The sequence below is a fragment of the Chondromyces crocatus genome (assembly GCF_001189295.1).
GTDB classification, from domain to species: Bacteria; Myxococcota_A; Polyangia; order Polyangiales; family Polyangiaceae; genus Chondromyces; species Chondromyces crocatus.
In genome coordinates, this window is record NZ_CP012159.1 from 9,190,645 (window position 1) to 9,217,514 (window position 26,870).

Annotated in this window: 17 protein-coding genes; 9 read left to right on the top strand and 8 right to left on the bottom strand. The window is 70.2% G+C overall.

Annotated features, from left to right (window positions below; genetic code table 11):
* Positions 1-90: 90 nt before the first annotated feature.
* Complete coding sequence (locus CMC5_RS33185; protein ID WP_082363011.1) at positions 91-2,076, bottom strand: hypothetical protein; 1,986 nt, start codon at positions 2,074-2,076, stop codon at positions 91-93.
* A gap of 173 nt (positions 2,077-2,249) precedes the next feature.
* Between CMC5_RS33185 and CMC5_RS48740 the strand changes: the two genes are divergently transcribed.
* Together CMC5_RS48740 and CMC5_RS46695 are read left to right on the top strand one after the other, a co-directional pair.
* Positions 2,250-3,821, top strand: coding sequence for a TAXI family TRAP transporter solute-binding subunit (locus tag CMC5_RS48740; RefSeq protein ID WP_050434156.1), 1,572 nt, complete (start codon positions 2,250-2,252; stop codon positions 3,819-3,821).
* 253 nt (positions 3,822-4,074) lie between these two features.
* Positions 4,075-4,437 (top strand): hypothetical protein, encoded by a 363-nt coding sequence (locus CMC5_RS46695; protein ID WP_218920118.1) that lies wholly within the window; start codon positions 4,075-4,077, stop codon positions 4,435-4,437.
* Here CMC5_RS46695 and CMC5_RS33200 read toward each other — a convergent pair.
* Positions 4,434-5,282: a hypothetical protein gene (locus CMC5_RS33200; RefSeq protein WP_245677961.1), complete on the bottom strand. Its 849-nt coding sequence runs from the start codon at positions 5,280-5,282 to the stop codon at positions 4,434-4,436. The genes CMC5_RS46695 and CMC5_RS33200 overlap by 4 nt on opposite strands.
* A gap of 140 nt (positions 5,283-5,422) precedes the next feature.
* On the opposite strand from CMC5_RS33200, the gene CMC5_RS33205 reads away from it, so the two are divergent.
* Together CMC5_RS33205 and CMC5_RS33210 are read left to right on the top strand one after the other, a co-directional pair.
* Entirely contained in the window at positions 5,423-6,607 is a 1,185-nt protein-coding gene (locus tag CMC5_RS33205) for a glycosyltransferase family 4 protein (RefSeq protein WP_063796393.1), read from the top strand.
* Positions 6,604-7,788 (top strand): glycosyltransferase family 4 protein, encoded by a 1,185-nt coding sequence (locus CMC5_RS33210; protein WP_082363013.1) that lies wholly within the window; start codon positions 6,604-6,606, stop codon positions 7,786-7,788. Before CMC5_RS33205 ends, CMC5_RS33210 begins: the two co-directional genes overlap by 4 nt.
* Positions 7,789-7,824: 36 nt before the next feature.
* On the opposite strand, the gene CMC5_RS48745 is transcribed toward CMC5_RS33210, so the two are convergent.
* A complete protein-coding gene (locus tag CMC5_RS48745) occupies positions 7,825-9,180 on the bottom strand; it encodes a haloacid dehalogenase-like hydrolase (protein WP_179955493.1) in 1,356 nt (451 codons plus the stop codon).
* Between the two features lie 143 nt (positions 9,181-9,323).
* Here CMC5_RS48745 and CMC5_RS33220 point away from each other — a divergent pair, with 143 nt between their 5' ends.
* Positions 9,324-10,592 carry a glycosyltransferase gene (locus CMC5_RS33220; protein WP_050434160.1) on the top strand — a complete coding sequence of 423 codons (1,269 nt, stop codon included), beginning with the start codon at positions 9,324-9,326 and terminating at the stop codon, positions 10,590-10,592.
* Between the two features lie 27 nt (positions 10,593-10,619).
* Here the strand turns inward: CMC5_RS33220 and CMC5_RS33225 are convergent, their stop codons facing one another.
* Entirely contained in the window at positions 10,620-11,747 is a 1,128-nt protein-coding gene (locus CMC5_RS33225; RefSeq protein ID WP_050434161.1) for a hypothetical protein, read from the bottom strand.
* 194 nt (positions 11,748-11,941) lie between these two features.
* Here CMC5_RS33225 and CMC5_RS33230 point away from each other — a divergent pair, with 194 nt between their 5' ends.
* Entirely contained in the window at positions 11,942-13,921 is a 1,980-nt protein-coding gene (locus CMC5_RS33230) for an AAA-like domain-containing protein (RefSeq protein WP_050434162.1), read from the top strand.
* Positions 13,918-16,185, top strand: coding sequence for an AAA-like domain-containing protein (locus tag CMC5_RS33235; protein ID WP_156339047.1), 2,268 nt, complete (start codon positions 13,918-13,920; stop codon positions 16,183-16,185). The genes CMC5_RS33230 and CMC5_RS33235 overlap by 4 nt, the downstream gene beginning before the upstream one ends.
* 83 nt (positions 16,186-16,268) lie before the next feature.
* Here CMC5_RS33235 and CMC5_RS41755 read toward each other — a convergent pair whose 3' ends face one another.
* From CMC5_RS41755 to CMC5_RS33250, 3 genes are all read right to left on the bottom strand, one after another.
* Positions 16,269-17,993 (bottom strand): serine/threonine-protein kinase, encoded by a 1,725-nt coding sequence (locus CMC5_RS41755; protein ID WP_063796394.1) that lies wholly within the window; start codon positions 17,991-17,993, stop codon positions 16,269-16,271.
* 112 nt (positions 17,994-18,105) lie between these two features.
* Complete coding sequence (locus tag CMC5_RS33245) at positions 18,106-19,908, bottom strand: Rieske (2Fe-2S) protein (RefSeq protein WP_245677962.1); 1,803 nt, start codon at positions 19,906-19,908, stop codon at positions 18,106-18,108.
* Between the two features lie 19 nt (positions 19,909-19,927).
* Positions 19,928-21,094, bottom strand: coding sequence for an RtcB family protein (locus CMC5_RS33250; RefSeq protein WP_050434164.1), 1,167 nt, complete (start codon positions 21,092-21,094; stop codon positions 19,928-19,930).
* A 169-nt stretch (positions 21,095-21,263) separates the two neighbouring features.
* On the opposite strand from CMC5_RS33250, the gene CMC5_RS33255 reads away from it, so the two are divergent.
* Positions 21,264-24,110 (top strand): M1 family metallopeptidase, encoded by a 2,847-nt coding sequence (locus CMC5_RS33255; RefSeq protein WP_050434165.1) that lies wholly within the window; start codon positions 21,264-21,266, stop codon positions 24,108-24,110.
* 452 nt (positions 24,111-24,562) lie between these two features.
* Here the strand turns inward: CMC5_RS33255 and CMC5_RS33265 are convergent, their stop codons facing one another.
* A complete protein-coding gene (locus tag CMC5_RS33265; RefSeq protein ID WP_156339048.1) occupies positions 24,563-25,624 on the bottom strand; it encodes an ADP-ribosylglycohydrolase family protein in 1,062 nt (353 codons plus the stop codon).
* 163 nt (positions 25,625-25,787) lie between these two features.
* Here CMC5_RS33265 and CMC5_RS33270 point away from each other — a divergent pair, with 163 nt between their 5' ends.
* Positions 25,788-26,783, top strand: coding sequence for a hypothetical protein (locus CMC5_RS33270; protein WP_050434167.1), 996 nt, complete (start codon positions 25,788-25,790; stop codon positions 26,781-26,783).
* Positions 26,784-26,870: the final 87 nt, after the last annotated feature.

Sequence of the window (26,870 nt, forward strand, 5' to 3'; positions counted from 1 at the left end):
TGCTCTCACGCGCCCGCAGACCGCCACAAGGCCCGGCGCAGTGAGGGTCCGCCGCGATGCTCGTCTCGGCGCGTCACGGCGACCACGTCTTCAGCGCGTCACGGCGACCACGTAGCGCTCGAAGGTGGCGTCGAAGCGGAGGGGTAGCGTCAGGTTCCAGGTCGCCTCTTCGAGGCAACGCGCGATGGCGGTGTCCGTCGCCCCCTGGGGCTGGCCAGCGGCGTGCCCCGCGAGCTGCACGGAGGTCACGTCCACCACCTCGTCGCGGGTGGTCTCCAGGGCGACGGTCGCCGTGGAGGCACCTGCGGGGCACTGCTTGAAGGCAGCCGTCAGCTCGTTGCGCAGGTACGCCAGGTGATCGAAGTGGATCTTGGCGCCATAGACCCTCCCGACCCCGCTCGCTCTTCCCGAGCCGAAGCCCACGGAGCCACCACGCGCTTCCCGCTCGATGCCCTCGGTCGAGGGGCGGACGCCCGGCTCGATGGCGAGGTAGCTGGTCACGGGGGAGACGGCGCCGCCGCGCAGGGCGAGGGGCATCATCTGTTCGTCGTCCAGGCGCCAGGCGGCTGCGCTGCCGAAGACGAGCGCGGACCAGCGATCGCCGTGCTTGGCGTCAGGGCGAAGCACCTGGCTCACGGGCTTCGTCCACAGCTCACCGCGGAGCTCCACCTCGGTCGCGGAGGCCTTGGCCGGGTGAACATCGATGTGGGCGATCCCTTGCCCCTCCGGCAGGAGGCCGTAGTCGACGAGCAGCGGGAGATCGAGGCCCGGCGCACGCACGTCGACGTGGTGCAGCCGGGTGGGTCGCGCCAGCTCTTCGTAGACCGCCGTCATCGCCTTCGCGTGCGAGCGCTCCTCGCTGGCGTAGGCGTGCCAGACGAGGCCGCCGGTCGCGCGGATGGGCCTGGACCAGGCATGGTCGTCGTCGCGCTGGAGCTCGGGCGCGCCGCCGCGGAGGATGCCGACGTGGGCGAGGGCCCCGCTCTTCGCGAGCAAGGGGCCCACGCGCTCGGGGGTCAGGGTGGAGCGGGTGAGGAGGTCGGTGAGCACGACGATGCGGCGAGGCAGGCCAGGGGGCGTGGCCGCGAGCAAGGCGTCGGCGCGCGCAAGGGCGTCGTCGACGCGGCTGCCGTTTCTGGTGCGGAGGTCCATGCGGCCGAGATCGGCGATGGCGGTGGACGCGGGCACGAAGCCACGATGGCGCGCGTGTACCTCGCGGTCGAAGGTGAGTACCTGGACGAGAGCGTCCGGAAGGTGGCTCAGGTAGGCGCGCGCGGCGGCGATTTCCCCTGCGGCCATGCCATCGGACAGCGATCGGGAGCCATCGAGGACGACCACGACGCGCGCGTTACGGGGTGGCTCCGACAGCCTGGGCGGGGTGTCGAACTCGAACTGGACCAGCGTGAACGCGTCGTCCACGGGGACGGCGGCGAGCGCGCCGGTGATCTCCCGCATGCCCGCGGGAGCGAGCGAGACGTGGGTGTCGTCCTGGCCGAGGGTGAACGCCGCGCCAGGCGGTACGGGCTTGTCGTCGACGAAGAGCCGGTCGCCGGCGCGCGCGGGCGTGACGACCACGCTCGGAGCGAGCTTCTCGGTGCCGAGGCGCGGGAGCACGACGTGGTAGCGACCGTCGCGGTACTCGGTGGGGAGCTTCAGCGTGTACTCGATGGTCTTGGGCTGGTTCGGGGCACAGGGGAACACCTGCAAGGCGAGACGGCTCTGATCACGCCACGAGAGGAGCGCCGGGTCCTTGGGGTAGAAACCGCCGACGCCGGTCAGCTCGCGGTACTTCTCCGCGGCGGCTTCGGCTTCCATCAGATCGCCGCGGAACCAGAAGGGCTTGCCGTCCTTGACGCCGAGCGAGCCGAGCGCGGTGGCGACGGCGCCGCGAGGAACATCGAAGAGGAACGTGGCCTCGTCGTGACGAGGGCCACCGTTGAACACCGTCCTCCGCACGACCAGCGACGCCTGCCCTCGATCCACGCTGAGCGCGATGCGGTGGCTCTGCTCCACGAGGGCCTCGGATCGCAGGGCCGAGAGGGCATCGTAAGCCAGGGCGCCAGGGGTACTCGCCATCGTGGCGAGTCCGGCTGCAGCGGAAAGGGACCAGGATGCGCGGAGGGCTCGCCTGCGCAGGGACTCACGGGCCATCATGGGGCCTCCAGACATCCACTCTCCGCCGGGGTTCCCGCACGACGCGCGGTCCGGCGAAGTCACCCAGGAGCGGAAAGTTCGCCCCAGCCGAGCCGATGATCAAAAAGCGTTTCCGCCGCGAGACCTTCGAGAGCTACCGGAAAGAACTCCTGCGCGTGTGGGGGCTGCTCCTCGCCATCGGCGTCGCCGCGCTGGTGGGGACCTACCTCCTCTTCGTCGAGCCACCACCACCGCGTCAGCTCACGATCGCCACCGGGCAGCGCACGGGCCGCTACCACGCCTTCGCCGAGGCGTACCGGAAGATCCTGGAGTACGAAGGGATCCACCTGGACATCCGGGAGACGGCGGGGTCGTCCGAGAACCTGAAGCTCCTGCTCGATCCGGACAGCGGGGTCTCGGTCGCGTTCGTGCAAGGGGGCGCGGCGCCGTCCGAGCCACCCCGCGGGCTGTCGGCGCTCGCGAGCGTGTACCGGGAGCCGCTCTGGATCTTCCACCGGGGCGATCGCAGCTACGACCGGCTGACGGATCTGGTGGGGAAGCAGCTCTCCATCGGACCCGAAGGCAGCGGCACGCGGACGCTCTCGCTGCGCTTGCTCGAAGACAACGGGATCACGCTGGCGTCGCAGGCGGAGGCGGGGGTGCCCATGCTGGGGCTGCCGGATCAGGAGGCGGCGAAGGCGCTGCTCGAAGGGCGTCTCGATGCGGCGTTCTTCGTGGTCGGACCCGGGGCCGAACCCGTGCAGACGTTGATCCGCTCGGAGGGGATCCACCTCTTGAGCTTCCGGCAGCACGAGAGCTACCTGCGGCTGCACCGGTTCCTCACCACGGCGACGGTCAGCGAGGGTCTGTTCGATCTGGCGCGCAACATCCCGCCCGAGTCGAGCACGCTGATCGCGCCGGCCGCTGCGCTGATCGCGAACGAGACGCTGCACCCGGCGCTGATCCCGCTGCTGGTGGAGGCAGCCGTGATCACGCACGAGGGCGGGAACCTGCTCGACGCGCCCGGAGAGTTCCCGTCGCCGCGCAACCTGGAGATCCCGGTGCATCCGGAGGGGCGGCGCATCCTCACGCACGGGCAGTCGTTCCTGTACCGCTTCCTGCCGTTCTGGCTGGCGTCGATGGTCGACCGGCTGAAGTTCATGCTGGTGCCGCTGCTGACGGTGGTGTTCTCGCTGCTGAAGCTGGCGCAGCCGATCTACCACTGGCGGATCCGGTCGAGGATCTACCGGCACTACCAGGTGCTGCGCCGCGCCGAGCAGGAGCTCTCGGAGACGGCGGAGCCGAAGCAGCGGGCGAAGACGATCGCGGCGCTGGAGGAGCTGGAGGGCAAGCTGGGGCAGCTCAGCGCGCCGCTGTGGTCGATGGCGGACATCTACCAGCTCCGCCTGCACCTGGGGCACGTGCGGCGTCAGCTCGAAGGGGAGCCGTCGAGCCAGGGTGAGGGGGCGGAGAAGAGCGAGCGCGGGCCGTCCAGCGAGCCGGAGGGGCCGTCCAGCGAGGGGGAGGTAGGCCTGGACGAGGGCGAGGCGCGTCCGGTACGCGAGGCGGCGCGCTCGGGGGAGCGGGAGGCGTTGCCGCGCCGAGAGGAGGGGCGCTCGGGAGAGCGGGAGGTGCTTCCAGAGCAGAGCTCCATCCGGCCGAAGTCGCGCACGTCACGCGATCCGTAGCCTCCGACGCGCCGTAGCGCGCGGCGCGGCGTCGTCGGTCCGCCGCGGCCTGCTACACTTCATCGCGCGCGTCGGACTTCCGGGGCACGACGGCCGGAGACGCTGACCGACCAGCACTGTCGGCTCCGACCGTCACGAGCGAACTCTCGAGAGCGACGAGGGCACGGGATGGTCGGGCCATCCGGTCTGGTCCACGCGCGTCACCAGCACAGGGGGAGGAATCATGGTGAGAACAGTCACGACGTTCGTCTCGATGGCTTTATCCGTGACGCTGCTCTTCGGCACGGCGGCATGCCTGACGGGAGGGGGCCCAGACGAGGAGGACCTGGAGATCGTTCCGGGAGCCAGCGCGCCGGACGTCGGCGAGGGCCGGCAGGACCTTCGACGCCCGTGCCCGAGCGTGCCGATGGAACTGCAGGGGCAGATCCCGCTGGAGGACTGTCCGACCGATCCACCACCGCCACCGCCACCGCCGCCGCCTCCGCCGCCGCCACCGCCGCCGCCCTGTGACCCGCAGGCGCCTCTGCCGAGCCGACAGGAGCTTCGACAGCCCTGTCCGAGCATGCCGATGGAGTCACACGACGAACGGCGTGGGTCCGCGGAGCGGCTGCGCTAGCGCGAGGCGAGCTGGATGCCGAAGTGGGCTTCGACGAGGCGGTGGTGCTCGGCGAGCTGGGCTTCCCAGCCGGGCACCGCGTCGAGGGCGGCGCGCTCGAAGTCGAGCCAGTAGAGGGCGCCGGATCTGGCGCCGATGACGACGTTGCCGAGCTTGACGTCGATGGGGGCGACGCCGCGGCGGTTCATGGTGCGGACCATGGCCTCGATGCCGTCGCGGTGGGCGCCGCCGTGCTGGGCGAAGGCCTCGCTCTCCCAGCGGTCGCGCTCGGGGTCGAAGAGCTGGTCGGTGGTGGCGAGGTCGATGTCGAGGAGGCGGGCGCCGTGGCTGGCCAGCTCGTGCTGGAGGGTCTCGCCGCGGAGGTAGTCCATGTACAGGGTGCGGGTGACGGGGTTGATGCCCCGCAGCACCGGGACGAAGCCGGCGGCGCGGAGGCGAAGCAGGGCCGCCGCCTCGGTGAAGAAGAACAGGCCGGAGAGGCTCCAGAGGCGCGGGCCGATGGCGACGCCCTCGGGCATGCCGAGGAACTGCTTCCGCACGCAGACGCGGCCGCGGTAGAGCACGACGTGCAAGCGGTAGCGGAGGCGGGGGAACTTCTCGGTGCGGCGGTTGAAGAACGGCTCGTCCGCGGGGTGCAAGGCGAAGGTGAAGCCGTCCTGATCGATCTCGGCGAGGTCCCGATCGCCCGGGCCCAGCTCGGCCACGGAGGGGATCTCCTGCGGGGTCACGGCGTCCGGGACCGGCGGGGGATCGTCGTTGAGGCGCCTCCGTGCGAGCGCCATCAGGGTCTCGGCCTGGACGATCACCAGCTTCGCCGCTGCTTCCCCGCCCGGAACCCGACTCACGGTGTCCCTGATCAGTCCCCGGAGCTGCTGATCCATGCGCCGTAAGTACCCTGGCAGCGCGGCGTGGGGCAAGAGGGGACGGGCCGGCCTCGGGGCCGCTGGGGCTTCCGGACGCGCGGCGGTTCGGCTACCAGGAACGGATGCCCAAGCTCCGTATCGTGCACACGGTCAGCAGCCTTCAAGGTGGAGGCATGGAGCACTTCGTGCTGCGTCTCGTGGAGGTGCAGCGGCAGCAGGGGCACGACGCCTCGATCCTCGCGTTGCGCCCGGGGCCGCTGGAGGATCTCGCGCGGGAGCGGGGGCTGCCGGCGACGGTGCTCCAGGGGAACAAGATCGAGCGGCTGGCGCGCGCGGCGGCGGCGTTCGGCGTGGCGCGGCCGCAGATCATCCACGCGCACAACCCGACGTCGCTGCACTACGCGACGCTGGGGAAGCTGATCACGCGGTCGCGGCTGGTGTACACGGATCACGCGCAGACGCGCGGGATCATCCGGGTGCCGTCGCAGTACGAGTGGCGGCAGGCCGATGCGGTGGTGGGGTGCTCGCAGGACACGGCCGATCGGTGCGGTGCGGTCGGGGTGGTCGACGAGATCACGGCGATCCATAACGGGATCGAGATCCCGCCCGCGAAGAAGACGCGGGAGCAGGTGCGGTCGGAGCTGAAGCTCGGGAACGAGTACGTGGGGATCTTCCCGGCGGCGTTCCACCGGGTGAAGGGGCACGATGTGCTGCTGCGGGCCCTGGCGATCCTGCGCGACGAGGACCTGGAGCTGACGGCGACGGCCGATCCGCGGATGTCGGAGACGCGGGTGCGGGTGCTGGTGGCCGGCGACGGGGACGAGCGGGATCGGATCCACGCGCTGGCGAAGGAGCTGAAGCTCGGGCCGGAGTGGGTGACGTTCCTGGGCTTCCGGAAGGACGTGCCGGACCTGCTGGCCGGGATGGATTTCTTCGTGCTGCCGTCGCGGATGGAGGGGCTGCCGCTGAGCATCCTGGAGGCGATGGCGCGAGAGCTGCCGGTGGTCGTGACGCCGGTGGGCGGGGTGCCGGAGGTGGTGACCGACGACGTGCACGGGCTGGTGGTGCCGGTGGACGATCCGCGGGCGCTGGCCGAGGCGATCGGGCGGCTGGCGGAGGATCCGCAGGTGGGCAAGGCGATGGGACAGCGCGGGAAGCGGCGCGTGGAAGAGGACTTCTCGTTCTCGAAGATGGCGCGCAAGTACGAGGATCTCTACCTGCGGGTGCTGGAGTCGCCGCGGATCGGGCTGGCTGGGCGGCGCGCGACGGGAAGTAGCGCGGGCTCCGAGCGAGGGTCCGCGACGTGAGGGTGCTGGTCCTGACGCAGCACTATCCGTCACGGCGGGAGCCGACCGTCGCGCCGTGGAGTCAGCAGACGTACCGCGCCCTCGCCCGTCACTGCGAGGTGCGGCTGGTGGCGCCGATCGCGTGGTGGGCGCGGGCGCGCGAGGCGCCGCTGGAGCTGATCCGGGCGCCGCGCGAGGCGCACACGGGGATCGAGGCGGTGTTCCCGAGCTACTGGTCGGTGCCGAAGATGCCGCAGCTCCACGCGACGGCGGTGTTCCACTCGCTGCGGCCCTTGCTGTCGGAGATGCGCAAGGAGTTCCCCTGGGATGTGCTGCTGGCAGCGTGGGCTTACCCGGACACGGCAGCGGCGGCGCGCTTCGCCGACGAGTACCGGACGCCGCTGGTGACGACGGTGCTGGGGAGCGATGTGAACGAGGCGGCGAACTGGCCGGCGCTGCGGCCGCAGATCGCGCGCGCGCTGCAACGGTGCCAGACGGTGATCGCGGTGAGCGCGGCGCTCGGGGAGCGGGTGGAGGAGCTGGGGGTGCCGCACGAGCGGGTGGCGGTGCTGCACAACGCGGTCGATGGGGCACGGTTCACGCCGCAGGAGAAGGGGCCGGAGCGCGCGCGCCTGGGGGTGCCGGAGGGGGTGAAGCTGGTGCTCTACGCGGGCTACCACCTGCCGGAGAAGGGGGTGGACGTGCTGATCGAGGCGATGGGTCGCCTGGACCAGATGGGGCGAAAGGACATCCACCTGCTGACCGTCGGTGGAGGGCCGCTGCTGGAGCCGCTGAAGGCGCGGGCGGCTGCGCTGGGGCTGGGGGAGCGGGTGCGGTTGCTCGGGTGGGCGCTGCCGAAGGACATCCCCGGGTACATGGCGGCGTGCGATGTGTTCTGCTTGCCGAGCCGGCGCGAGGGGTGCCCGAACGTGGTGCTGGAGGCGCTGGCTTCGGGGCGGCCCGTGGTGGCGTCGCGCGTGGGCGGGGTGCCCGAGCTGGTGCGAGAAGGCGACGGGGGGAGCGGGGTCCTGGTGCCGTCGGAGGATCCGGAGGCGCTGGCGAAGGCACTCGCGGAGGCGGCGGATCGGTCGTGGGATCCCGAGGCGCTGCGCGGGACGGTGGAGTCGCTGTCGTGGAATGACGTGGGGGATCGGTACTGGGCGATCCTTCAGGACGCCTGTCGGCGGTTCGCGCGGCGGTAGCGAACTGCGGGGCTCCTGGGGGGGAGCTCACGCGCTTCAGAAAACGTCGTCGGTCTGGTCGGGGATGGGCTGGCCGGCCTCGTCCAGGCAAGCGACGGGAGCGCCTTTGAGGTCCTTGCAGGCGGTCGTGGAGCAGGGGTAGCCGGCTTCGTCGCGCGGCTTCGGGGCGAGGAACATGGGGTTCACGAGCCAGCGTCCGCCGAGGTTGCGGTAGGCGTTGCACATGATCTCGGGCTTGTTGCGGTTCACGACGAGCTTCGAGGCGGTGGCGTCCTGAAGGAACGTGATGTCGGTGTCGGCGTCGCCGGCGCCGAAGGCGGGGCGCTTCTTCGGGTCGGCGTTCTTGCCAAGGGCGGTCGGGCCGGTGTCGCCGTAGATGACCTTGTTGATCCAGCAGCGCTTGCCTTCGATGTAGGTGATGAGGCTGTTGCCGGTGAAGGAGCCCTGGCCGTCGTTGCTGCCGTCGGGGATCGGGCCGCAGCCTTGCAGGTTGGCGGTGAGGCGCCCTTCGGCGTCGGGGACGAGGCGGACGCCGATCACCCGCTCGGCAGGGATGCCGACGCGCTCGGCGAAGACCTCGACCACGGGCTGGGGGGAGGCGGAGACGACCCACACGGCGATGTCGCGCTGCTGGAGGACGTGGATCAGGTCGCGGATGGGGTCGTAGATGCGCAAGGCGGCAGTGAGGTCGGCGCGGGAGCCGACCTGCTGGGTGGCGTCGAGGTCGGCGGCGAGGGCTTCGTCGATGGCGGCCGTGGCGAACGCGGCGATCTCCGCAGGGCGGTAGCCGGCCTGGAGCTGGGTCAGCCAGGCGTAGGCGGGCTCGATCCAGCGGTGGTTGTACTCCGAGAAGGCAGGGGCGCCGCCCGGGGTCTTGCTGCCGGTGTACACGCTCAGGATGGCGTCGGCGCAGGCGGTCGAGGTGCTGGTCGGCAAGGGCTTTCCGGCCTCGGCGAGGGCGCCACAGGCGGTGTCGAGGGCAGTGGTGGCGGCCTCGGTCAGGAAGCCGCTGGTGAGCGCCCAGTTCTTGCCAGGGGGCTGGAGGATGCGGTCGTGGCGGAGCATCCAGAACATGGTCGCGTCGCCGACGTCGTTCTTGATGACGGTGTTGTCCCAGTCGAAGACCGCGACGGGAGGGTGTGCCGGGTCGTGGGCAGCACCGCCACGCCCGTGTTCCGCGAGGAAGGCGTCGAGGTGCTGTCGGTTGTCGCCGTACCAGTCGAGGTTCGGATCCAGGCTCGGCAGGGGCTTGCCGTCCGGACCCATGGCCGCTCCGCTCGAGCCGCTGCCCGAAGCGCATCCGCTCACGAAGGCGACGAGGGCGAGCAGGGGCGTCAGGGTCGAGAGGGGCGATGGCCACAGCGAGGAGCGGCGGGAGGGCAGGCGCTGCATGAGGCCAACGTGTCCGAAGGGGGGTGCCGCGTCCAGACGTCGCGCACCTCACGTCGCGAAGGCGCACGCAGCGATCCGCGGGTCGCTCGGAAAGAACGTCAGGAACGGGAGGCGGCGCTCTGCGCTACCTTGCTCGCCACCCGATGAAGATCACGCTCCTCGCCCTCGGCAGCCGTGGCGACGTGCAGCCTGCCGTCGCTCTCGGCAAGGGACTCGCTGCCCATGGTCACGCGGTCCGCATCCTCGCTGGCACGAACTTCCACCCCTGGATACAGGCGCACGGCCTCCAGACGGCCGACTCGACCGTCGACACGGAGGTGATGATGCAGACCGAGCTGGGGATCACCTGGGCCGAGCGCGGCACCAACCCCTTCGTTACCAGCAAGACGGTGGCGCAGCTCCACGAGCGTTTCGGGGACGCGCTGGCCGACGACATGGTGCGCGCCTCGGAGGACGCGGAGGTCATCCTGAGCAGCTTCACGTCGTCCATGCACGCCACCGCCATCGCGGCGGCGACCGGCGCGGTCCACATCAGCGCGATGCTCCAGCCTTCCCCGCTGGCGACGCGCCATGGGCCCGCCTCGATGGCGGCGGTGTCGCCGCGCGGTGACAGCGTGCTCAACCTGCTCTTCAGCAAGCTCGTCGTCGAGCCGACGCTGTGGAGCATGACCGGCCCCGTCTTCAACCGGCTGCGCAACAAGCTCGACCTCCCCCAGCAAGGCCGGAAGGAAGCCATCGCGACGCTCCGGCGCACGCCGACCGTGTTCGGGTGCAGTCCGCACCTGGTCCCCCGCGCGCCGGACTGGCCCGAGAACTGGCAGCTCGCGGGGTTCTGGTTTCTCGACGAGCCCGAGGCGTACCAGCCCCCGGAGGCCCTCGTCCGCTTCCTGGAGGCCGGAGAGCCCCCGATCTGCATCGGCTTCGGGAGCATGCCGGCGCGCGATCCCAAGGCGCTGACCCACATGATCCTCGACGCGCTGGCCCAGAGCGGGCGGCGCGCGATCCTGCTGTCGGGCTGGGCAGGCCTCGGTGGGGTCACGCTCCCGGAGACCGTCTTCCGCCTCGATTCAGCCCCTCACGGCTGGCTGTTTCCACGGGTCGCGGCGGTGGTCACGCACGGCGGCGCCGGGACGATCGCGGCCAGCTTGCGCGCAGGTCGACCGACCGTGACCGTCCCTCATCTCGGCGATCAGCTCTACTGGGGTCGCCGCATCGCCGAGCTGGGGGTCGGTCCCGAGCCCATCCCCCGGCCGAAGCTGCGTGCATCGAGGCTCGCCACAGCGCTCGCAGCCGTCAGCGACAGGGACATGATGCGGCGCGCCGCGGAGCTCGGAGAGAAGCTCCGCGCCGAGGAGGGGGTGGCGACGGGTGTGGCGATGATCGAGAAGCTCGTCGCAGACCACAGACGCTGACGAGGAGCGCCGGGGGCCGCTGTCGGCTCAGGCGACGCAGGGCGGCGGCGTGAGGCGGTGGTCGCGGAAGTCGTAGGGATTGCCGCTCTTCCCTTCGAGGGCGGCGATCGCGATGTTGTACATCTCGCGCGCCGTCACGTAGTGGAGCACCCACTCCTTGCCGTCGTTGTAGCGGCTGGTCAGCTCGCGGTGGAGCATGTGGCCGTGCTCGCCGAGGAGGGGGCCGGCCTGGTACTCGGGGGCGCCGTGCGCGTAGACTTTCACGAAGACCCACTCGGGGCGCCCCTGGACGTGGATGTTCTGCGCGACCCAGTTCTTCACGCGCTCGGGGGTGGGGGGATCGGAGGGCTGGAGGCCGCTGTACTCCAGGCGCACGGCCATCTCGCCAGGGCGCTTGGTGAGGCAGAGAGGGCCCTCGATCATGAGGATGCGGTCGTCCATCACCTCGCCCACCCTGGCGCGCACGCCGCTCTCGTAGGCGCGGCGGCGAGCGAGGTCGCCGGTGGGCCAGTAGATCTGGTTCACGATGTTCGGCTGGGACTCGTCGGGGGCCGAGGGGAAGGTGAAGTCGGCGTAGCAGCCCGTCTCGAAGAGGAGGGGGATCTCGTCGTCGACGCCGCAGGCCGAGCCGTCCTTGCGGGAGTTGGCGAGGCACCAGTTGCCGTGGATGAAGGCGTAGCGGGCGCGGCCGGTGACGTCGCGGGAGAAGTGGCCGTGACGGCCGATCTCCTCGATGTAGCGGTTGAGATCGGCGCGGAGCTTCTCGGTGGTGTCGCCGTCGTGGTGGAGGTGGAACTCGACCTCGCCGAGGCCGGCGCGCGCGAGATCGGCCAGGGCGTCCATCCACTCGGGGACGTACTGCTCGCCCGGGAAGAAGAACGAGTGACGGGGGTGCCGGCCGTCGGCGTCGACGTACGCCTTCGCCAGCGCGGGGTAGCCGTCGGTCCACGCTTTCACGCGGGCGTCGCCCACCTCGCGGCTGGCGTTCTCCCACCCCGGCTCCCAGTGGTCGCAGACGGCGAACAGGAGATGCCGCGGTCCGTCCACGCGGGGGGCCCGCGCGCTCTCCATGAGATGGCGCGCATACCCGCCCAGCCAGGTGTGCAGGTTCTTGTCCTTGAGTCGCTCGAACTGACGCTGAAGGGTGCCCAACATGGTGATCCGGCGCCGGCCGCGGCCTGAAGCGGACAGCGAACACCCTTTGTAGCACGGCTCTCTGCCAGGGCGGCGGCTCGGCCCTCCCGGCTCGTGGCGTCCGGTTCTTCCTGGTCGGTGATACGATCCGACGTCGCGGGCGCTGCGCACTGCAAGGTGTGGAGGAGCCCCGCCGTTCCCGGAGAGGAAGCGCGATGAACGAGTGGCTGGTCGAAGGTGCGGGCAACCGCAAGGCGTTCGAGGATCTGCTCGAAGCGCTCCGCCCCGCGGGCAACGGCGGCCACACGACGGGAGGCGCGCTGGCGCTGGTGGGCGCGGGGTCGAGCGCGCGGGTGCGTTACCCGCTCTGGGGGGGGTTGCTCGATCGGATGGCGACCACCGTCCTCGAGAACGATCCGATGGCCGAGGCCAAGCTGGAGGCGCTGAAGGGCGAGCCGGATCTGCTCTGGCGCGCGGAGGAGTACCGGCGGCTCCTGGGGCCCGATCTGTTCACCGCCCTGATCCGGCAGGTCTTCGGCCCCGAGGAGGCACCGCACGACGAGTTCCACGAGGACCTGGTGCGGCTGCCCTTCCGGCACATCCTGACGACGAACTACGACGCCGTGCTGGAGCAGGCGCACACGGCGGCGTTCCATCGGCCCCGGGCGGTGGCCGTGACCTGGAGCGAGGCGTCGAACCTGCGCGAGATCATCCAGCGAATCGGGGATCCGACGTACGGGCGGCGGTACGTGTACCTGCACGGTCGCTTCGACGCGCCGGACGCGATCGTGCTGACGGAGCACGACTACACGCAGCGGTACACGCGGCAGAGCGATACGTGGCCGAAGCTGTTCACGCTGCTGGCGGCACAGCGGGTGGTGTCGATCGGGTTCTCGCTGAGCGATCTGGATCTGATGGCGGTGTTCCGCGAGGTGAAGGCGCTGATGGGACCCGGGGACCCGCGGCACTTCGCGATCCTGCCGCACGAGGGGGAGACGGAGTCGGGCGCGGCGCGGCAGCGGCTGCAGGGGCGCTACGGGATCCGGCCGGTGTTCTACCGGCAGGACGCGACGCACCAGGGGCTTCCGGCGCTGGTGCGGGCCCTGGTCGTGGCGCTGGCACCACCCCGGCCCTCGATGGCGCCGGAGCCGGTCACCCCCAGCGTGCGACCGCCGCCCGAACCGCTGCCGCCCAAGGCAGGCTACGATCCGCTCTGCTACGTGCGGCAGCCGGCGGTGGAGCGGCGCGTGAGCTCGGGTCTGGCCGAAGCGGGGAGCCCGGTGGTGGTGCTCGGCCCAGCCCGGTCGGGGAAGACGGCGCTGCTCCGGCACGTGCTCGGGGACGCGGTGCGCGCCGATCAGGCGGCCGGGAAGCAGAGCCGCAGCGTGCTGATCGAGCTGTCGACGTTCGGTCCCGAGGCGCAGGTGTCCTACGAGGATTTCCTGTACGAGCTGGCGTCACGGATCGTGGAGGGGGTGGAGGGGGACGAGGGGTGGCTCGATGATGCCTGGGGGCGGCCAGGGACACCCGCGCGACGGGTCACGTGGCTGCTGAGGACGCACGTGCTCCACACGGTCACCGAGCGGCTGCTGCTCGCGATCGAGTCCGCCGATCAGCTCTCGCGCTTCGGGTTCTGGGAGAGCGTGCTGGGGTTGCTGCGCGCGTGGGCGCAGGAGTGCAACGCGCCGTGGAACCGGCTGCGCATCGCGATCGCCGTGTCCACCGAGCCCACGCTGATGAAGGAGGAGATCCACCGCTCGCCCTTCTTCAATGCCGCCACCCTCGTCCGCATCGACGATCTGGACGAGGGGCAGATCGAGGAGCTGACCCGGCACTACCGGCTGCGCTGGACGGCCGCGGAGCGGGCGACGCTGGTGGGGCTCGTGGGCGGGCACCCGTACCTCTTGCGGTTGGCCCTGTACGAGGCGGCGCTGCACGGGACGAGCGCGCGGCGCATCGTCGAGGAGGCGGCCGACGGGGGTGGGATCTTCCGCGACTTCCTCGATCAGCTCCGCCGGAAGCTCGATCCGGAGCTGCTCGCGGCGCTCTGCGGGGTGCTCCAGGGGAGCACGGCGAAGCTGCACCCGGATGTCGAGGACCGGCTGCGCAGCGCGGGCCTGCTCCAGAGTCAGGCAGGGGTCCACCGCGTCCGCTATCCGCTTTATGAAGCGTACTTCCGCCGGCTGTGCTCATGAGCGAATCCATCCTCCCCGACAGCGAGATCGCGCCCTCGACGCAGTCGTTCCAGACCGAGGGGCGAGGCATCGTCGACGCTGACGGTCAGGGGTTCTACGTGGTCCGCCGCTCGGACGCGGAGCTTCTGGAGCGGCTGCTCCGGCGGGAGCCGTGCTACGTGCTGGCGCCGAGGCAGATCGGCAAATCGAGCCTGCGGATCCGCACGCAGGAGCGCCTCCGGGCGAAGGGGATCCGCTGTGTCTCGGTGGACCTGACGAGCGTGGGCAGCGGGGCGAGCGCGGACGAGTGGTACTTCAGCATCGCCGCGGCGATTCACGAGGATCTGGGGCTGGACGCGCAGACGGACCTCGACGGGTTCTGGCGCAAGAACCGTCGGATGTCACCCGTGCGCAGGTTCCGGCAGTATCTGGGCGAGATCTTGCTCGGGGAGGGGGGCGAGGGGCCTCCGATCGTGCTCTTTCTCGACGAGATCGATGTGACGCTCGCGCTGCCCTTCTCCAGGGATGATTTCTTCGGGCTGATCCGGTCCGCGCGGGAGGCGCGCGCCGACGATCCGCGGTGGTCGCGCCTGACGTTCTGCCTGATCGGGGTCGCAGCGCCGCTCGATCTGGTCGCGGATCCGGAGCGGACGCCGTTCAACAACTCGTTCGAGGTGCGCCTCGACGACTTCTCGCGCGAGGAGGCGCGGACGTTCTTGCCAGGCCTCGCGCAGGCCCGCGGAAATCCGGAGGCACTCCTCGACGCGGTCCTCGGCTGGACCAATGGTCACCCGGCGCTCACCCAGCGCCTCTGCTACCACCTCTGCCAGCAGGCGCGCACGGAGGGTGGCTCGCGGGAAGTGGGGCGCGATGCAGGAAAGCGGGTGGATGGGCTCGTCGAGCTGCTCTTCCTGGAGAGCGGGCGCATCAGCGATCCCATCCTGCTCGATGCGGAGCGGCGTTTCGCTGGCGATCGCCCGGATGCGCGCATCCCGGTGATGCTGCACCTGTATCGCCGGTTGCTCGATGGGGAGGACGTCGACGCCGACGGCAACAACCCGCGGCAGTTCGGGCTGCGCATCGCCGGGCTCGCGGCCGAGCGCAAGGAACGGGCGACCGATGGAGAGACCGTCCCGCCGGAGGAGCCGACGCGGAGCGCTTCACGGACGGTGCTGCGGGTGCGCAACCGGATCTTCGCCACGGTGTTCGATCATGCCTGGGTGGACGAGCGGCTGGCGCGGCGGTTCCTGACGGAGCCGCTCCAGATCTGGAAGGACTCGGGTCGCAAGAGCGATCATGTGCTGCGAGGGGACTCCCTGGGGATCGCGCTCGCGTGGGCGAAGGGGCGGGAGGACGTGAGCCCCGACGAGCACGATTTCTTGCAGGCGTCGCTGGAGGATCAGGGGCGCGCTCAGGCGGAACGCCAGCAGGCCGAGGTGGAGCGGGCACGCCGCGAGCGCGCAGAGCAGCTGATGCGGTCGCAGCGACGGATCGTGTCGATCCTGACCGTGAGCAGCGCGCTGCTGTTCTTGCTGATGCTGTTCGTGATCTACCTTTACTCGGAGCGTGAGAGGGCCCTCCAGGTGGAGACCCAGCTGCGCGCCGAGGCAGAGGATGCGAGCGCAGTGCTCAAGCGGCGCTCCGAGGAACGACTCAATAGCGCACGCGCCGAGCGGGACCAGGCCGCACAGGACTACGAGCAGGCAGAGGCCCTTCAGAAGCGTTCGTCCGAGGAAGCGCAGCGCAAGAAGAGCGACGCCGACCAGGCAGAGGACGAAGCTCGGAAGACGCTGACGAAGACACCACGCTGGTCGCCGGAGCGCGGGAAAGCAGAAAAGAAGAGCGAGGAGGCGCAGAAGATCCGCGAGGAGGCGCATCGGCTGGCGTCCACCGCAGAGGGCGCAGAGCGGGAGATGAGGGTCGCCTGGCAACGGTATACGAACGCCGACAAAGTCGTGGCCGCACTGGAGGGACGGAAGCTCTCGGAGACGGTCGCCGGGTCCCTTCAAGGGGCCATCGACGTGGAGGCCGAGGTCGCGCAGGGACTGCGGGAGCAGCTCGACGAGCGCGAATCCGAGCTGGCCAGTGCCCAGGCAGAGATCGAGCAGCTCCGTCAGAAGCAAAGCGAGCTGGAGCAGCTCGTCGAGAAGTCGCAGGGCGAGCTGACGACCATGCAGCGCGACCTCACGACCGTGCAGCGCGAGCTGAACGCGGCCCGAGCTGCGCAGCGCGCGCCGACAGGAGCCACGCCCAAGGGGGGCAGCATGGAGGGTGGGGGAAACTGAGAAAGCGGGCGCCTCTGGTCGGTGCCAGGCGAGAAGCGCCCGCCCTCATGCTCCCTGTACATGTGCCGAGAAGGCGCTGCGCTTCAGAAGGTGGCGGCCTTGCCACGGGCGGGTTTCGTGGTGGACCGGGCCCCCGCGGGAGCCCACTTCTGCGGCGTGGTGGCAGGGGGTCGAGGAGAGGGTTGCGTCGATGGGGTCGGCGCGCCCGGTGCGCGCACGGCACCTTGCGAGGTCTCCGCCGAGGTGCCGCGCGGAGCCGATGCGCCTCCACCTGGCGGGACGGTGCCAGGGGCATCCGCGGTGGCCTCGTTCCCCGGTCCAGCAGCCTCTGGAGGCGCGACCGCTGCCCCGGTGGTCGCCGGGGCGATGCTCGGCTCGACCTCTTCCGGCTTCACTTCCGTGTCCGGTGCGAGGTGGGTCTCGACGCCCAGGGAGAAGCCCGGCGAGGCGCCGCTCGGCTCCAGTGAACCCGTCTGGTTGGCCCGGAGAAGTGCCACCGCCATCACGCCCATGGCTCCCAGGGCGAGGCCCGCGAGCGCGACCCGCATCAGGCTCGGCCCGCTGTTCCCCCCGTTGCCGTCGATGCCAGAGAGCGCCTGCAACCGCACCACGGCGGTGTTCGAGCTGGACTCCACCTTCGACAGGGGCACGCCTCCACCGCTGGACGAGGTGGACTCGTAGTCCACCGACACGCTCCGGCTCGGGGCGAACGGGCTGGGGGCGTAGGCAGCCGGCGCACGCGCTTCGAGGGCCTTCTGCGCGGAGGCGCACTCCGTCGGTGCCAGCTCTTCCTCGACGCGAGCGGACGGGCCACTGGAGACGGGCGCCAGCTCGTCCAGTTCCAGTTCCACGGGGTCGACCAGGGTAGGCTCGATCAAGCGCCTCCCTTGATGTCGCGCGGCCTCCATCCGCTGGGCCAGCATCGCGCCCGAGCGGTAGGAGCGAGCGCCCGGGGACTCCCAGCCGACGGCGACGTCGAACGCTTCACTCATCTCGCGCGCGTTGCTGAAGCGCTCGGCCGGGTCCCGCGCCAGGGCACGGAGGAACCAGTCGTCCAGGACCGAGGGAAGCTCGGGTCGAAGCTCGCTCACCGGGGTGAAGTACCCCGCGTTCACCGCCATCAGCAGCGAGCCGAGGCCCCCCTCCTTGCGGAAGGGCAGCTCGCCCGTGAGCGCGCGGTACGCGACCACGCCCAGGGACCACAGGTCGCTGCGGGCGTCGACCTCGCGCGCGTCGTTGAGCTGCTCGGGGCTCATGTACACGACGGTGCCCACGAGATCGCCGCCCGCGGTCACCTGGGGGCCCTTGTCGCCCTTCTGCTTGGCAACGCCGAAGTCGAGCAGCTTGGTGAACACGTCACCGTCGGCGTCGAGAAGGAACACGTTGCTCAGCTTGATGTCGCGGTGGATGATCCCGAGCTGGTGCGCGCGACCGAGCACCTTGCAGAGCTGCCCCAGGACCTGGGCGACCTCGAAGGGCGGGAGCGGGCCTCCCCGCATGAGACGCTCGTCGAGTGCCTCGCCCTCCAGGAGTTCCATCACGATGAACGGGAGGCCCCCCTCGGTGACGCCATGGTCGTGGACCTGCACGACGTGCGGGCTCTTGATCTGGGCGGTGTAGGTCGCCTCGCGCTTGAAGCGGGTGACCATGGCAGGGATGTGCGCCGAGTTGGTCGCGATGAACTTGACCGCGACCTGGGTCTGCAGCGCGAGGTGCTCAGCGGCCCACACCGAGCCCATCCCACCCGCCTTGAGGAGCCGGAGAAGCCTTACGTGCGGGGTGACCTGGTAGCCAACCTGAAGCCCCATGGACCTTCTTTTGGCCTATCACGGGTCCGCTCACGGGGACTACCCCGAGCGGCCCTTCCATCGACACGCGGAACGCGACGTGTGAGGTCCGGCCGTCCGGTCGTGCGGGAGATCAGTACAGCTCTTCCGGAGGACGGCCGTCTTGCAGGAATCGACGCGCGACTTCGGCAATGCGGCGCACCTGAAGCTCCGGTCGACGGGGCACCATGTAGGTGAGTAGCGCCTTCAGGTACGCGCCGTCCGCGTGGGGATCCTCCGCCTCCAGCCGATGCATGGCCTCGGTCATCTTGACGGCGTGCGCAGCGAAGATGGGTCGCACCGCGGCATCGAAGGCGGCGAACGGCGCCAGCTCGGCGTAGGCGCGAGCGCGCCCTGTGGCGTCGAGCCCGGCAGCGATGCGCAGCGCGCGCTTCACGTCCCGCGCCTGGGCGGCTTGAAGGAGCGAGCCAGGTTCCACCAGATCTTCGTGCGCAGCGGCGCCTTGCGTCTCCGCGATGTCCGAGGCGGGCTCGTCCGCGCGCCGCAACTTGCCGACGAAAGCGGCCGCAAGCACGGCGAACTGGGCCGCGAACTGCGTGGTTCCAGGCTTCCCGTCCACGAGCGCGATCGCCGCTTGGGCGAAGGTCACGGCGTGGGTCACGTCGAGCACACCGACCTCGGCGTCGGTGCGCCGCTCCCAGGCCGAGTCGAACCGGCTGAGGCGCACGGCAGCGACGTGCGCGACGGCCCGCAGGAGGCTCACGGGATCGATGCCGCGCCCGAGCAGCGCGAGCGTCGCCTCGATGGCCTGCCGCTCCCCGGTGAGCACCTGGGCCTCGTAGGTGGTGCGCTCTGCGGGATCGAGCAGCAGGGCGACACCACCGGCCGCGCTCTCCGGGCGCTCGTCCAGCACCGCGCTCAGCTTGTCCAGCGCGGCGCGCGTCGCGGCCCAGGGCGGCAAGGTGGTGTCCAGTGTCGCCCAGGAGAGCTGCACCACCGCCGCGGCGAGGAGGTCGTCGGCCACCGCGGGGAAGCGCGCCGCGAGTTCGCAGGCCTTCGCCAGGAAGATCGCGCCGTGCCCGTAGTCGAGCAGGTTCCGTGCGACGAAGGGCAAGACGGCCGCGCGCGCTCCCTCTGCCCCCTCGGCCTCCACCAGCTCGCGGATGCGGGCTTCGGCTTCTTCCCGGTGTTCCGTCTCCAGGGCGGCCACGATCTTCGCTGGCTCCTGCCGCTCTTCGTAGCTCCCGAGGAATGCAACGAGCGCCCGGCCTCCATGCTTCGCCAGCACCTTCGAGCGCTGCGGGAGGTGGCGGGACGGCTCGGCGATCGCGTGCGCAGCGACGATGAAGGCCTCTTCCACGGGTACCCACCCCCGCTCCACCCACGCGCAGAGGTCGGTGAGCATGGCGAGGCCATGATCGAAGCCGTACTCGGCGCGCTCGGCGCCGTCCCGCGCCACGACCTCGAAGGCGATGCCCATCTTGCCGAGGCCGCTGTCTTCGCCGATCGGGAGGCCCAGCTCCGAGAGGCGAAGGGCTTCGCGCAGCGCGCGCGACATCTCGTCCCGCGACAGGGCGGTCCGGAGCGAGGCCAGGAGGCGTCGCGTCTCCGCGCCGCGGTCGATGGCGCGGTTCAGGTGGACTCGACCGTCCTCGACCCGCGTCGGGTACCGGCGCACAGGATCACCGCCGAACTGGTTGCCGCCGGTGGCGAGGTCGAACTTCCAGTTGTGCCACGCGCAGGTCAGCACCCCGTCGCGCACGCACCCCTGCGAGAGGGGATAGCCCTGATGAGGGCATCGGTCATCGAGCGCGTTGACCTCATCCCCCACGCGCACGCACGTGTACCTTCGCCCGGCATCATCCTTCCGCAGCACCGCTTCGTTCTCGGGGAAGTCGACGAGCAGCCCGAGGTCGATCCAGTCCGCCTTCACCACGTCTCCACCTTCCTGCCGTTCAGCCCTTCACACAAAGCACCTGCCGCAGCTCGGCTGCAACCTCCACGAGATCGTGCTGGTCTGCCATCACCTGGTCGATGTCCTTGTAGGCGCCCGGGATCTCGTCGAGGACGCCGCCGTCCTTCCGACACTCGATCCCCTGCGTCTGCGCTGCGAGATCCTTCAGCGTGAAGCGCCGCTTCGCCTCACCGCGGCTCATCCGTCGGCCAGCGCCGTGCGATGCGCTCTGGAACGACTCCGTGCTCCCGAGACCACGCACGATGTACGAGCGCGTCCCCATCGATCCCGGGATGATGCCCATCTCGCCGCGCCCCGCTCGGATGGCCCCCTTGCGCGTCACCAGCACCTCCTCGCCGAAGTGCACCTCCTCGGCCACGTAGTTGTGGTGACAGGAGATCCGCTCGTGCACGACGAGCTGCGGGAAGTGCTTCCGGAGCACGGCCTCGGCGAGCGCGCCCATCCGTTCGCGGTTCTCGCGCGCATACTCCTGGGCCCAGAAAAGGTCCTTCCGGTACGACTTCATCTCGGGTGTCCCCGCCAGGAACACGGCCAGGTCGCGGTCCGGCAAGATGCGGTTGTGGGCCAGCTTCTTCGCCTTGGCCATGTGGATCTCCGCGAGCTCCTTGCCGATGTTGCGGGAGCCGGAGTGCAGCATCAGCCACACCCGTTGCTCGGTATCGAGGCACAGCTCGAGGAAGTGGTTGCCTCCGCCGAGGGTGCCGAGCTGGCAGCGGGCCTTGTGGAGGAGCCCCTGCACCTTGGGGGTGAGCCGCTCGAACTCCTTCCAGAGGGGCCAGGCGTCAGCCGCCGCGAGCGGCTCGCCATGTGCGGAGAACCCGACGGGGATCGCTTCTTCCAGATCGTCGCGCAGGCCCTTCAAGGTGTCGGGGAGGTCGCTCGCGGTGAGGTTCGTGCGCATCGCCGCCATCCCGCAGCCGATGTCGACGCCGACGGCTGCCGGCGAGACCGCACCTTTCATCGCGACCACCGATCCCACGGTCGCTCCCTTGCCGTAGTGCACGTCAGGCATCGCGGCGACGTGGTGGAACACCCACGGCAAGGCCGCGATGTTCCGGAGCTGTGCCAGTGCAGACCGCTCCACCTCGTGGACGCGCGTCCAGAGCTTCACGTCCACGCGCTGGCCTTTGATCTGCGCGATCGCCATGTCGCCTTTGTACCACTGGACCCTGCATCGGGCGTGCGCCTTGGGGCACGCCTGCCCGCGCCTGCCCGCGGCTCCGAGACCGCAATGGCATGACCGAGCCGTGAGGCGATGGAGCCGCTCGCCCGGAGAGCCGGGGACGCACGCGGCTGCCCGGTGTATCACTCGGGTCGTGACCGCCCTCCGTCGCCTCCTCTGCGCCGCCGCCGTCCCTCTGTCAGCCTCGCTGTTCGCCGCTTGCACGCCCCGCGAGGCCCCGGCGCCGCATGCGCCCCCCGCAGCAGGGAGCCCTTCGATCGCGGTGGTCGATGACGGCACCCAGCCCCCCCTCGGCCCTCTTCCCGGGGACGTGAAGCCCCTGGATTATCAGCTCACCCTGCAGATCGACCCCGAGAAGGATCACTTCTCCGGCACGGCCCGGATCATCATCGATCTGTCCGCGCCCCGCAGCACCCTGTGGATGCACGCCCGGGACCTCCGGGTGAAGAGCGCCACGATCCAGCCCGATGTGAATGGCGCCCTCGCGCGAGCGTCCACCTGCCGCGCCTGCGTGCTCCCCCCCGAGAACCAGCCCGTGTTCCCCGCTCGCTTCGAGCAGGTCGATCCCACGGGCGTGGCCAAGCTGAGCTTCGAGCAGCCCATCCCGAAGGGGTGGGCGATCCTCGTCCTCGACTACGAAGGCCCACTGCCCGAAGGGAACAGCGGACTCTACCGGGTGCGGCGCGGCGGTCGCGCCTACGCCTTCACGCAGTTCGAGGCAACGTCCGCGCGCCAGGCCTTCCCGAGCTTCGACGAGCCGGCCTTCAAGACGCCCTTCCACGTCAACCTGATCGTCCCTCGTGACCACACGGCCATCTCCAGCGGGGCGCAGGTCAATCGCGTCCGCGAGAACGACCAGCTCGATCGCGTGACCTTCGCGACCACGCAACGGCTCCCCACCTACCTGCTCGCCTTCGCGGTCGGACCGTTCGACGTGGTGAAGGCGCCGAGCATCCCTCCCAGCATCATCCGCCATCGGGAGCTGCCGCTGCGTGGCGTGGCCGTCGCGGGCCGAGGGAGCGAGCTCGCCTTCGCGCTCGCCAACACGGGGTCGCTGATCCAGGCCCTCGAAGACTACACGGGCCTCCCCTACCCCTTCGACAAGCTCGATCTCATCGCGGTGCCCGGCAAGCACGGCGCCATGGAGAACGCCGGCGCGGTCACCTTCAGCGAATACCTCCTGCTCATGGACGCGGTGCGATCTCCAGCCCGGCAGCGCCGCGCCTTCTTCGATGTGGGCGCGCACGAGTTCGCCCACATGTGGTTCGGCGATCTGGTCACCATGCCGTGGTGGAACGACCTCTGGCTCAAGGAGGCGTCTGCGAACTGGCTCGGCACCCGCGCGGTGCGCATGGTCTACCCGGCGCTCGATCTGGAGTCCGAGATGCTGTCCGACGTCCACCGCGCGATGAATACCGACAGCCTGCTCGCGGCGCGCAAGATTCGACAGGAGATCGACAGCCATCACGACATCAGCAATGCCTTCGACGGCATCACGTACGACAAGGGCTACGGGGTCATCTCCATGTTCGAGCGGTGGCTCGGCCCCGAGGTGTACCAGCGCGCCGTTCGCTCGTTCTTCATGAGCCGGATGTATGGCACGGCGTCGGCCGACGACTACCTCGCCGCCCTCGGTCAGGCGGCCTCACGCGACGTCGCCACGCCCATGCGCACGTTCCTCGATCAGCCCGGCGTGCCCCTGGTCAAGGCCAGGCTCACGTGTGAGGGCAAGCCCCGGCTCCGGCTCGAACAGTCACGCTACCTCCCGCTGGGCTCCGCCGGCGCGCCCGCTGCGCAGTGGCAGATCCCGATCTGCGCGCGTTATCCCCGGGGGCAAGGAGCCGATGCCACCGAGACCACCTGCACCCTCCTCGACGGACGCGAAGGGGAGATCCAGCTCGCGAGCGAGCAGTGCCCTGCCTGGGTCCTGCCCAACGCCGATGGCGTCGGCTACTTCCGCTGGACGCTCCCGAGCGCTGACCTCCAGCGCCTCATCACGGCGGGCCTCGCGCACCTCTCCGTGCGCGAGAAGATGTCCCTCGCCGCCAACATCCACGCCGCCTTTGCCCAGGGCACCACGTCGGGCAAGGAAGCCCTCACGCTCCTCGCTCCGCTCGCCACGGACGCGCGTCACGAGGTCGCCACCGCGCCCATCCCCCTCCTGCAGGCAGCTCTCCAGTGGCTCGCTGGCGGTCCCTCCCACGCTCGCGTCGAGGCATACGCCCGCGCCCTCTACGCCCCCGCCTACCGCAGCCTCGGCTGGGGACCCCGAGCCGCTGGACCCGGGGCGACCCCGCAACCCGAGCCCGAGGAGAACAGCTACCTCCGCACCGATGTCCTGCGCTTCCTCGCCCTCGATGCCCGAGACCCTCAGGTGCGCAAGGAAGCCGCCGCGCGCGGCCGCGCCTACATCGCCGGCGGCACCCTCCACCCCGAGACCGTCGCCCCGGAGCTGGCGGGCATCGTCGTCGCCGCTGCCCTCCAGCAAGGAGATGCGGCCCTCTTCGAGCAAGCCCTCGCAGCGCTCGCCTCCACCGAACACGACGTGCCCCGAGGTGTCGTTCTGTTCGGACTCGGCAGCATCGACACCCCCGAGCTCGCCACGCGCGTCCGCGAACTCGTGTTCGACGCCCGGGTCCGGCCTCACGAGATCTACTCCATCCTCTCGCTCCAGCTCGAGCAGCCCGCAGTCCGTGACGCTGCGTGGTCGTGGTTCGAGCAGAAGCTCGACGCCATCCTCCAGCGGCTCTCGCATCGCCACAAGCGCGGCCTGATCCACCTGGCTGCGAGCCTCTGCGACAGCGCGTACGCCGGGCGCGTCGAGGCCCTCTTCACGCCTCGCATCGCCGGGCTGGAGGGAGGTCCTCGCGTTCTGGCGGGCACCGTGGAGACCATCAAGCTCTGTGCGGCCCGCAAGAAGGCGCAGCAGGAAAGCCTGAACGCCTTCTTCGAGACCTCCCCGCGCGTTCCACACCAGTGAAGACAGGGCTTCTGAAAGCCGCGTAGAGCCCGCTCGGGTCACCGTACGGGCTCGGTCCAGACCGGCTGGAGCGCATGATGTCGCTGGCGCTGGTACAGGCTCGACAGGGCACGCGTGGAGCCCCATGGGATGGGCGGAGGCATCGATGAAGCAACGGAAGGTGCAACGAGGCCAGCAGCGCACCGACGACCAGCGAGCAGTCCGCCAGGGCGTTGTGGCCAGCCCATCTTCGGCGATGCTGCGCCCTCACCCCTCCGATCGTGGCGGTTCTCTGGAACCGCGAATCCAGGACATGCTGGAGCTGGTGGACGAGGCCTCGGACGAATCCTTCCCCGCCAGCGATCCACCCTCCTTCACTCCCAGCAGGGCGGCCTGAGGCGCAGGCATCGCAGCGGTTGATGAGGGGTCCCCCCCCTCTCTCATCAACCACTCACATCAGCAGCTCACCCGGCTCAACCAACGGAAAGCGGTGCACGAGCCGCACGCCAGCGGGCAGGCACGGTGGTCTCCGCGGCCAGAGCGACGATTCCACCGACGATGGCGCAGGTCGTGTCGCGATCTCCAAGGCCCGAGACGGTGGTCCACAGCGCCTCTTCAAAGTCGTCGAGGTGACGGGCCGCGCACCAGAGCGAGAAGGGGACGGTGTCCATCGACGTCACGTCTTCACCGACCCCGAGGAGGCTCGCGGCGGTCGCCGGGGTCGCGTCTGGAGGCAGCTCTGCGGCGCGAGCGATACCGGCCGCGGTCGGCCCCGCCGGTGTCCGCTCCAGCACGAAGCGGAGCAATGCTGCCCCCTTTCCTGCGTTCGGCGCGGCGCGATGCCGCCACGCATGGGCGGCGCCGAGCGCCACGGCGATGGCTCCCGCCTGTCCCTCGGGGTGCGCGTGGGTGACCTCGGCCGAGGCCCGGGCCTCCACGACGATCCGGTCGGGATCGTCAGCAAAGTAAGCGCCCAGCGGCGCAACGCGCATCGCTCCTCCGTTCCCCAGGGACCCCTCTCCCCGAAACAGACCCGCGGCCACTTCACGCCAGTCGCCCCCGACGTAGATCTCCTGCAGCAGGTGGTGAGCACCACGGCCGTAGCCTCGATCCGGCGCAGCTGCCCAGCGGCGCGCGAAGCGCCAGGCCAGCACGTCGCGCTCGATGCAGCCGCACGCGGTGAGCACCTCGGTGATCGCGAGCGCCATCTCGGTATCGTCCGTCCAGTCCCAGGGTGGCTCGGGAAAGGCACGTGCGTCGATCAGGGTGACGGGGGCCAGTCGAAAGAACTGCTGACCGAAGGCGTCACCGAGCGAGAGCCCGTCGAGAGAGAGGCGCGCGCGGGCGAGGCGCTCCGCGTGATCGAGCGGCAGGGTGAGTCGCTGGTCGGGAACGTCGGAGGCGGGAATGCCGAAGGGCAAGGACGGCCGCCGAGGCTGCGGCGATGCGCGATGCATGCCGACGGAGAGTACCATCCCGCCTGCGACGACGAGCCGCCGGAGCGCCGCACGAGGACTGAAGCGACCGGACGTCATGACCTGCGCGCAAACCTGCGCACGGGCGAAGTCGCCATCAAGGGAACGTCACGCCAATTTTCGCAGTCCCGTCTTACGCAGCGCGCCATCACGTGCTCACGAGGAGACGCTCGGGCGAGTTTCGGCTACAGATCGGGGAACTTACCCAGGAGATAACGGCATCATGCGCAAGCTCGTTCCCTTCGCCTTCGTCCTCGCTCTGGTCCCACTCGCCGCCCACTGCGATGGCGACTCGTCCCCTGAGCCCGGGGAGACTGGAGGGGCTGGCGGGACGGGAGGGAACGACGGACAGGGTGGAGACACGCCTGGCGGGGACAACCTCGCTCTCCCGGTGCGTGCAGCGGTCCTCTTCGGCAGCTGCGTGCCGGACAACGGGATCGACAGCTGGTTGAACAGGTTCTACACGCACCGTGGCGGAAGTGCGCTCGACGTTCAGCTCCTGGAGCGGCTCGACTGCCTCGAGGGCAAGGCCAATGGCTGTCAGGCGCTGGACGAGTGCTTCGGACTCGCCGTGGATCTCGAGGGCCCCTGCTCGGCCTCCTGCACTGGAGAGGTCTACACCTCCTGCGACGACAGGCTGCGCTTCAATCTGGATTGCGCGAAGCTGGGGATGGCGTGCTCGGAGGAGGCCGGAGGTTGCGAAGTCGATCCGGCCCCGCCAGCCTGCAACCCTGCCACGTTCATGGCGAGCTGCGTCGATGGAGCGCCGACGGTATGCTTCGATGTCGAGCGAACCGGACAGCGGTGTGCCGAGCTGGGCTTGATCTGCGGCACGATTGCCGGTGGAGAGCCGGGCTGCATCGGGACTGGTGCGGCCTGTCAGGCAGACACGATCGGGCCCCTCTCCGTGCAGTTCGATGAAGGGATTGCTTGCGACGGCAACACCTTGAAGGCGTGCGTGAACGGGTACGAGCACAACCTCGACTGCGGCAGCCTCCAGGACGGCTTCACGTGTCAGAGCGGTGGCTCCGGCACGTTCTGCGGGCTCGATGCAGCCTGCGAGCCGGGCGAGAAGGTCGCAGGAGGATGCGACGGGGACAGCGTGTTGATCTGCAACGCGGGCCGCGTCGACCGGATCGACTGCAAGGCCCTCGGCTTCAGCACCTGCGATGCGCAGTTCGGCCTGTGTGTGCCGAGCGTCTATACGTCGCAGCCCTGAACACGCGACGCCACGGGGCGCAGCGTTCCGTGAACGCGAGACGTGCTTCCGTCGCCCATCGCACCACCGACCCGTCCCCGAGCCAGC

Excerpts from the sequence above, each read along its gene's own strand:
- CMC5_RS33230 (WP_050434162.1), top strand. The coding sequence starts at position 11,942 with ATGAACGAGTGGCTGGTCGAAGGTGCGGGCAACCGCAAGGCGTTCGAG.
- CMC5_RS48740 (WP_050434156.1), top strand. The coding sequence starts at position 2,250 with ATGATCAAAAAGCGTTTCCGCCGCGAGACCTTCGAGAGCTACCGGAAA.
- CMC5_RS33270 (WP_050434167.1), top strand. The coding sequence starts at position 25,788 with ATGCGCAAGCTCGTTCCCTTCGCCTTCGTCCTCGCTCTGGTCCCACTC.
- CMC5_RS33265 (WP_156339048.1), bottom strand. The coding sequence starts at position 25,624 with ATGACGTCCGGTCGCTTCAGTCCTCGTGCGGCGCTCCGGCGGCTCGTC.
- CMC5_RS33235 (WP_156339047.1), top strand. The coding sequence starts at position 13,918 with ATGAGCGAATCCATCCTCCCCGACAGCGAGATCGCGCCCTCGACGCAG.
- CMC5_RS33220 (WP_050434160.1), top strand. The coding sequence starts at position 9,324 with ATGAAGATCACGCTCCTCGCCCTCGGCAGCCGTGGCGACGTGCAGCCT.
- CMC5_RS48745 (WP_179955493.1), bottom strand. The coding sequence starts at position 9,180 with ATGCAGCGCCTGCCCTCCCGCCGCTCCTCGCTGTGGCCATCGCCCCTC.
- CMC5_RS33185 (WP_082363011.1), bottom strand. The coding sequence starts at position 2,076 with ATGGCGAGTACCCCTGGCGCCCTGGCTTACGATGCCCTCTCGGCCCTG.
- CMC5_RS33205 (WP_063796393.1), top strand. The coding sequence starts at position 5,423 with ATGCCCAAGCTCCGTATCGTGCACACGGTCAGCAGCCTTCAAGGTGGA.
- CMC5_RS46695 (WP_218920118.1), top strand. The coding sequence starts at position 4,075 with ATGGCTTTATCCGTGACGCTGCTCTTCGGCACGGCGGCATGCCTGACG.
- CMC5_RS33250 (WP_050434164.1), bottom strand. The coding sequence starts at position 21,094 with ATGGCGATCGCGCAGATCAAAGGCCAGCGCGTGGACGTGAAGCTCTGG.
- CMC5_RS33225 (WP_050434161.1), bottom strand. The coding sequence starts at position 11,747 with ATGTTGGGCACCCTTCAGCGTCAGTTCGAGCGACTCAAGGACAAGAAC.
- CMC5_RS41755 (WP_063796394.1), bottom strand. The coding sequence starts at position 17,993 with ATGGGGCTTCAGGTTGGCTACCAGGTCACCCCGCACGTAAGGCTTCTC.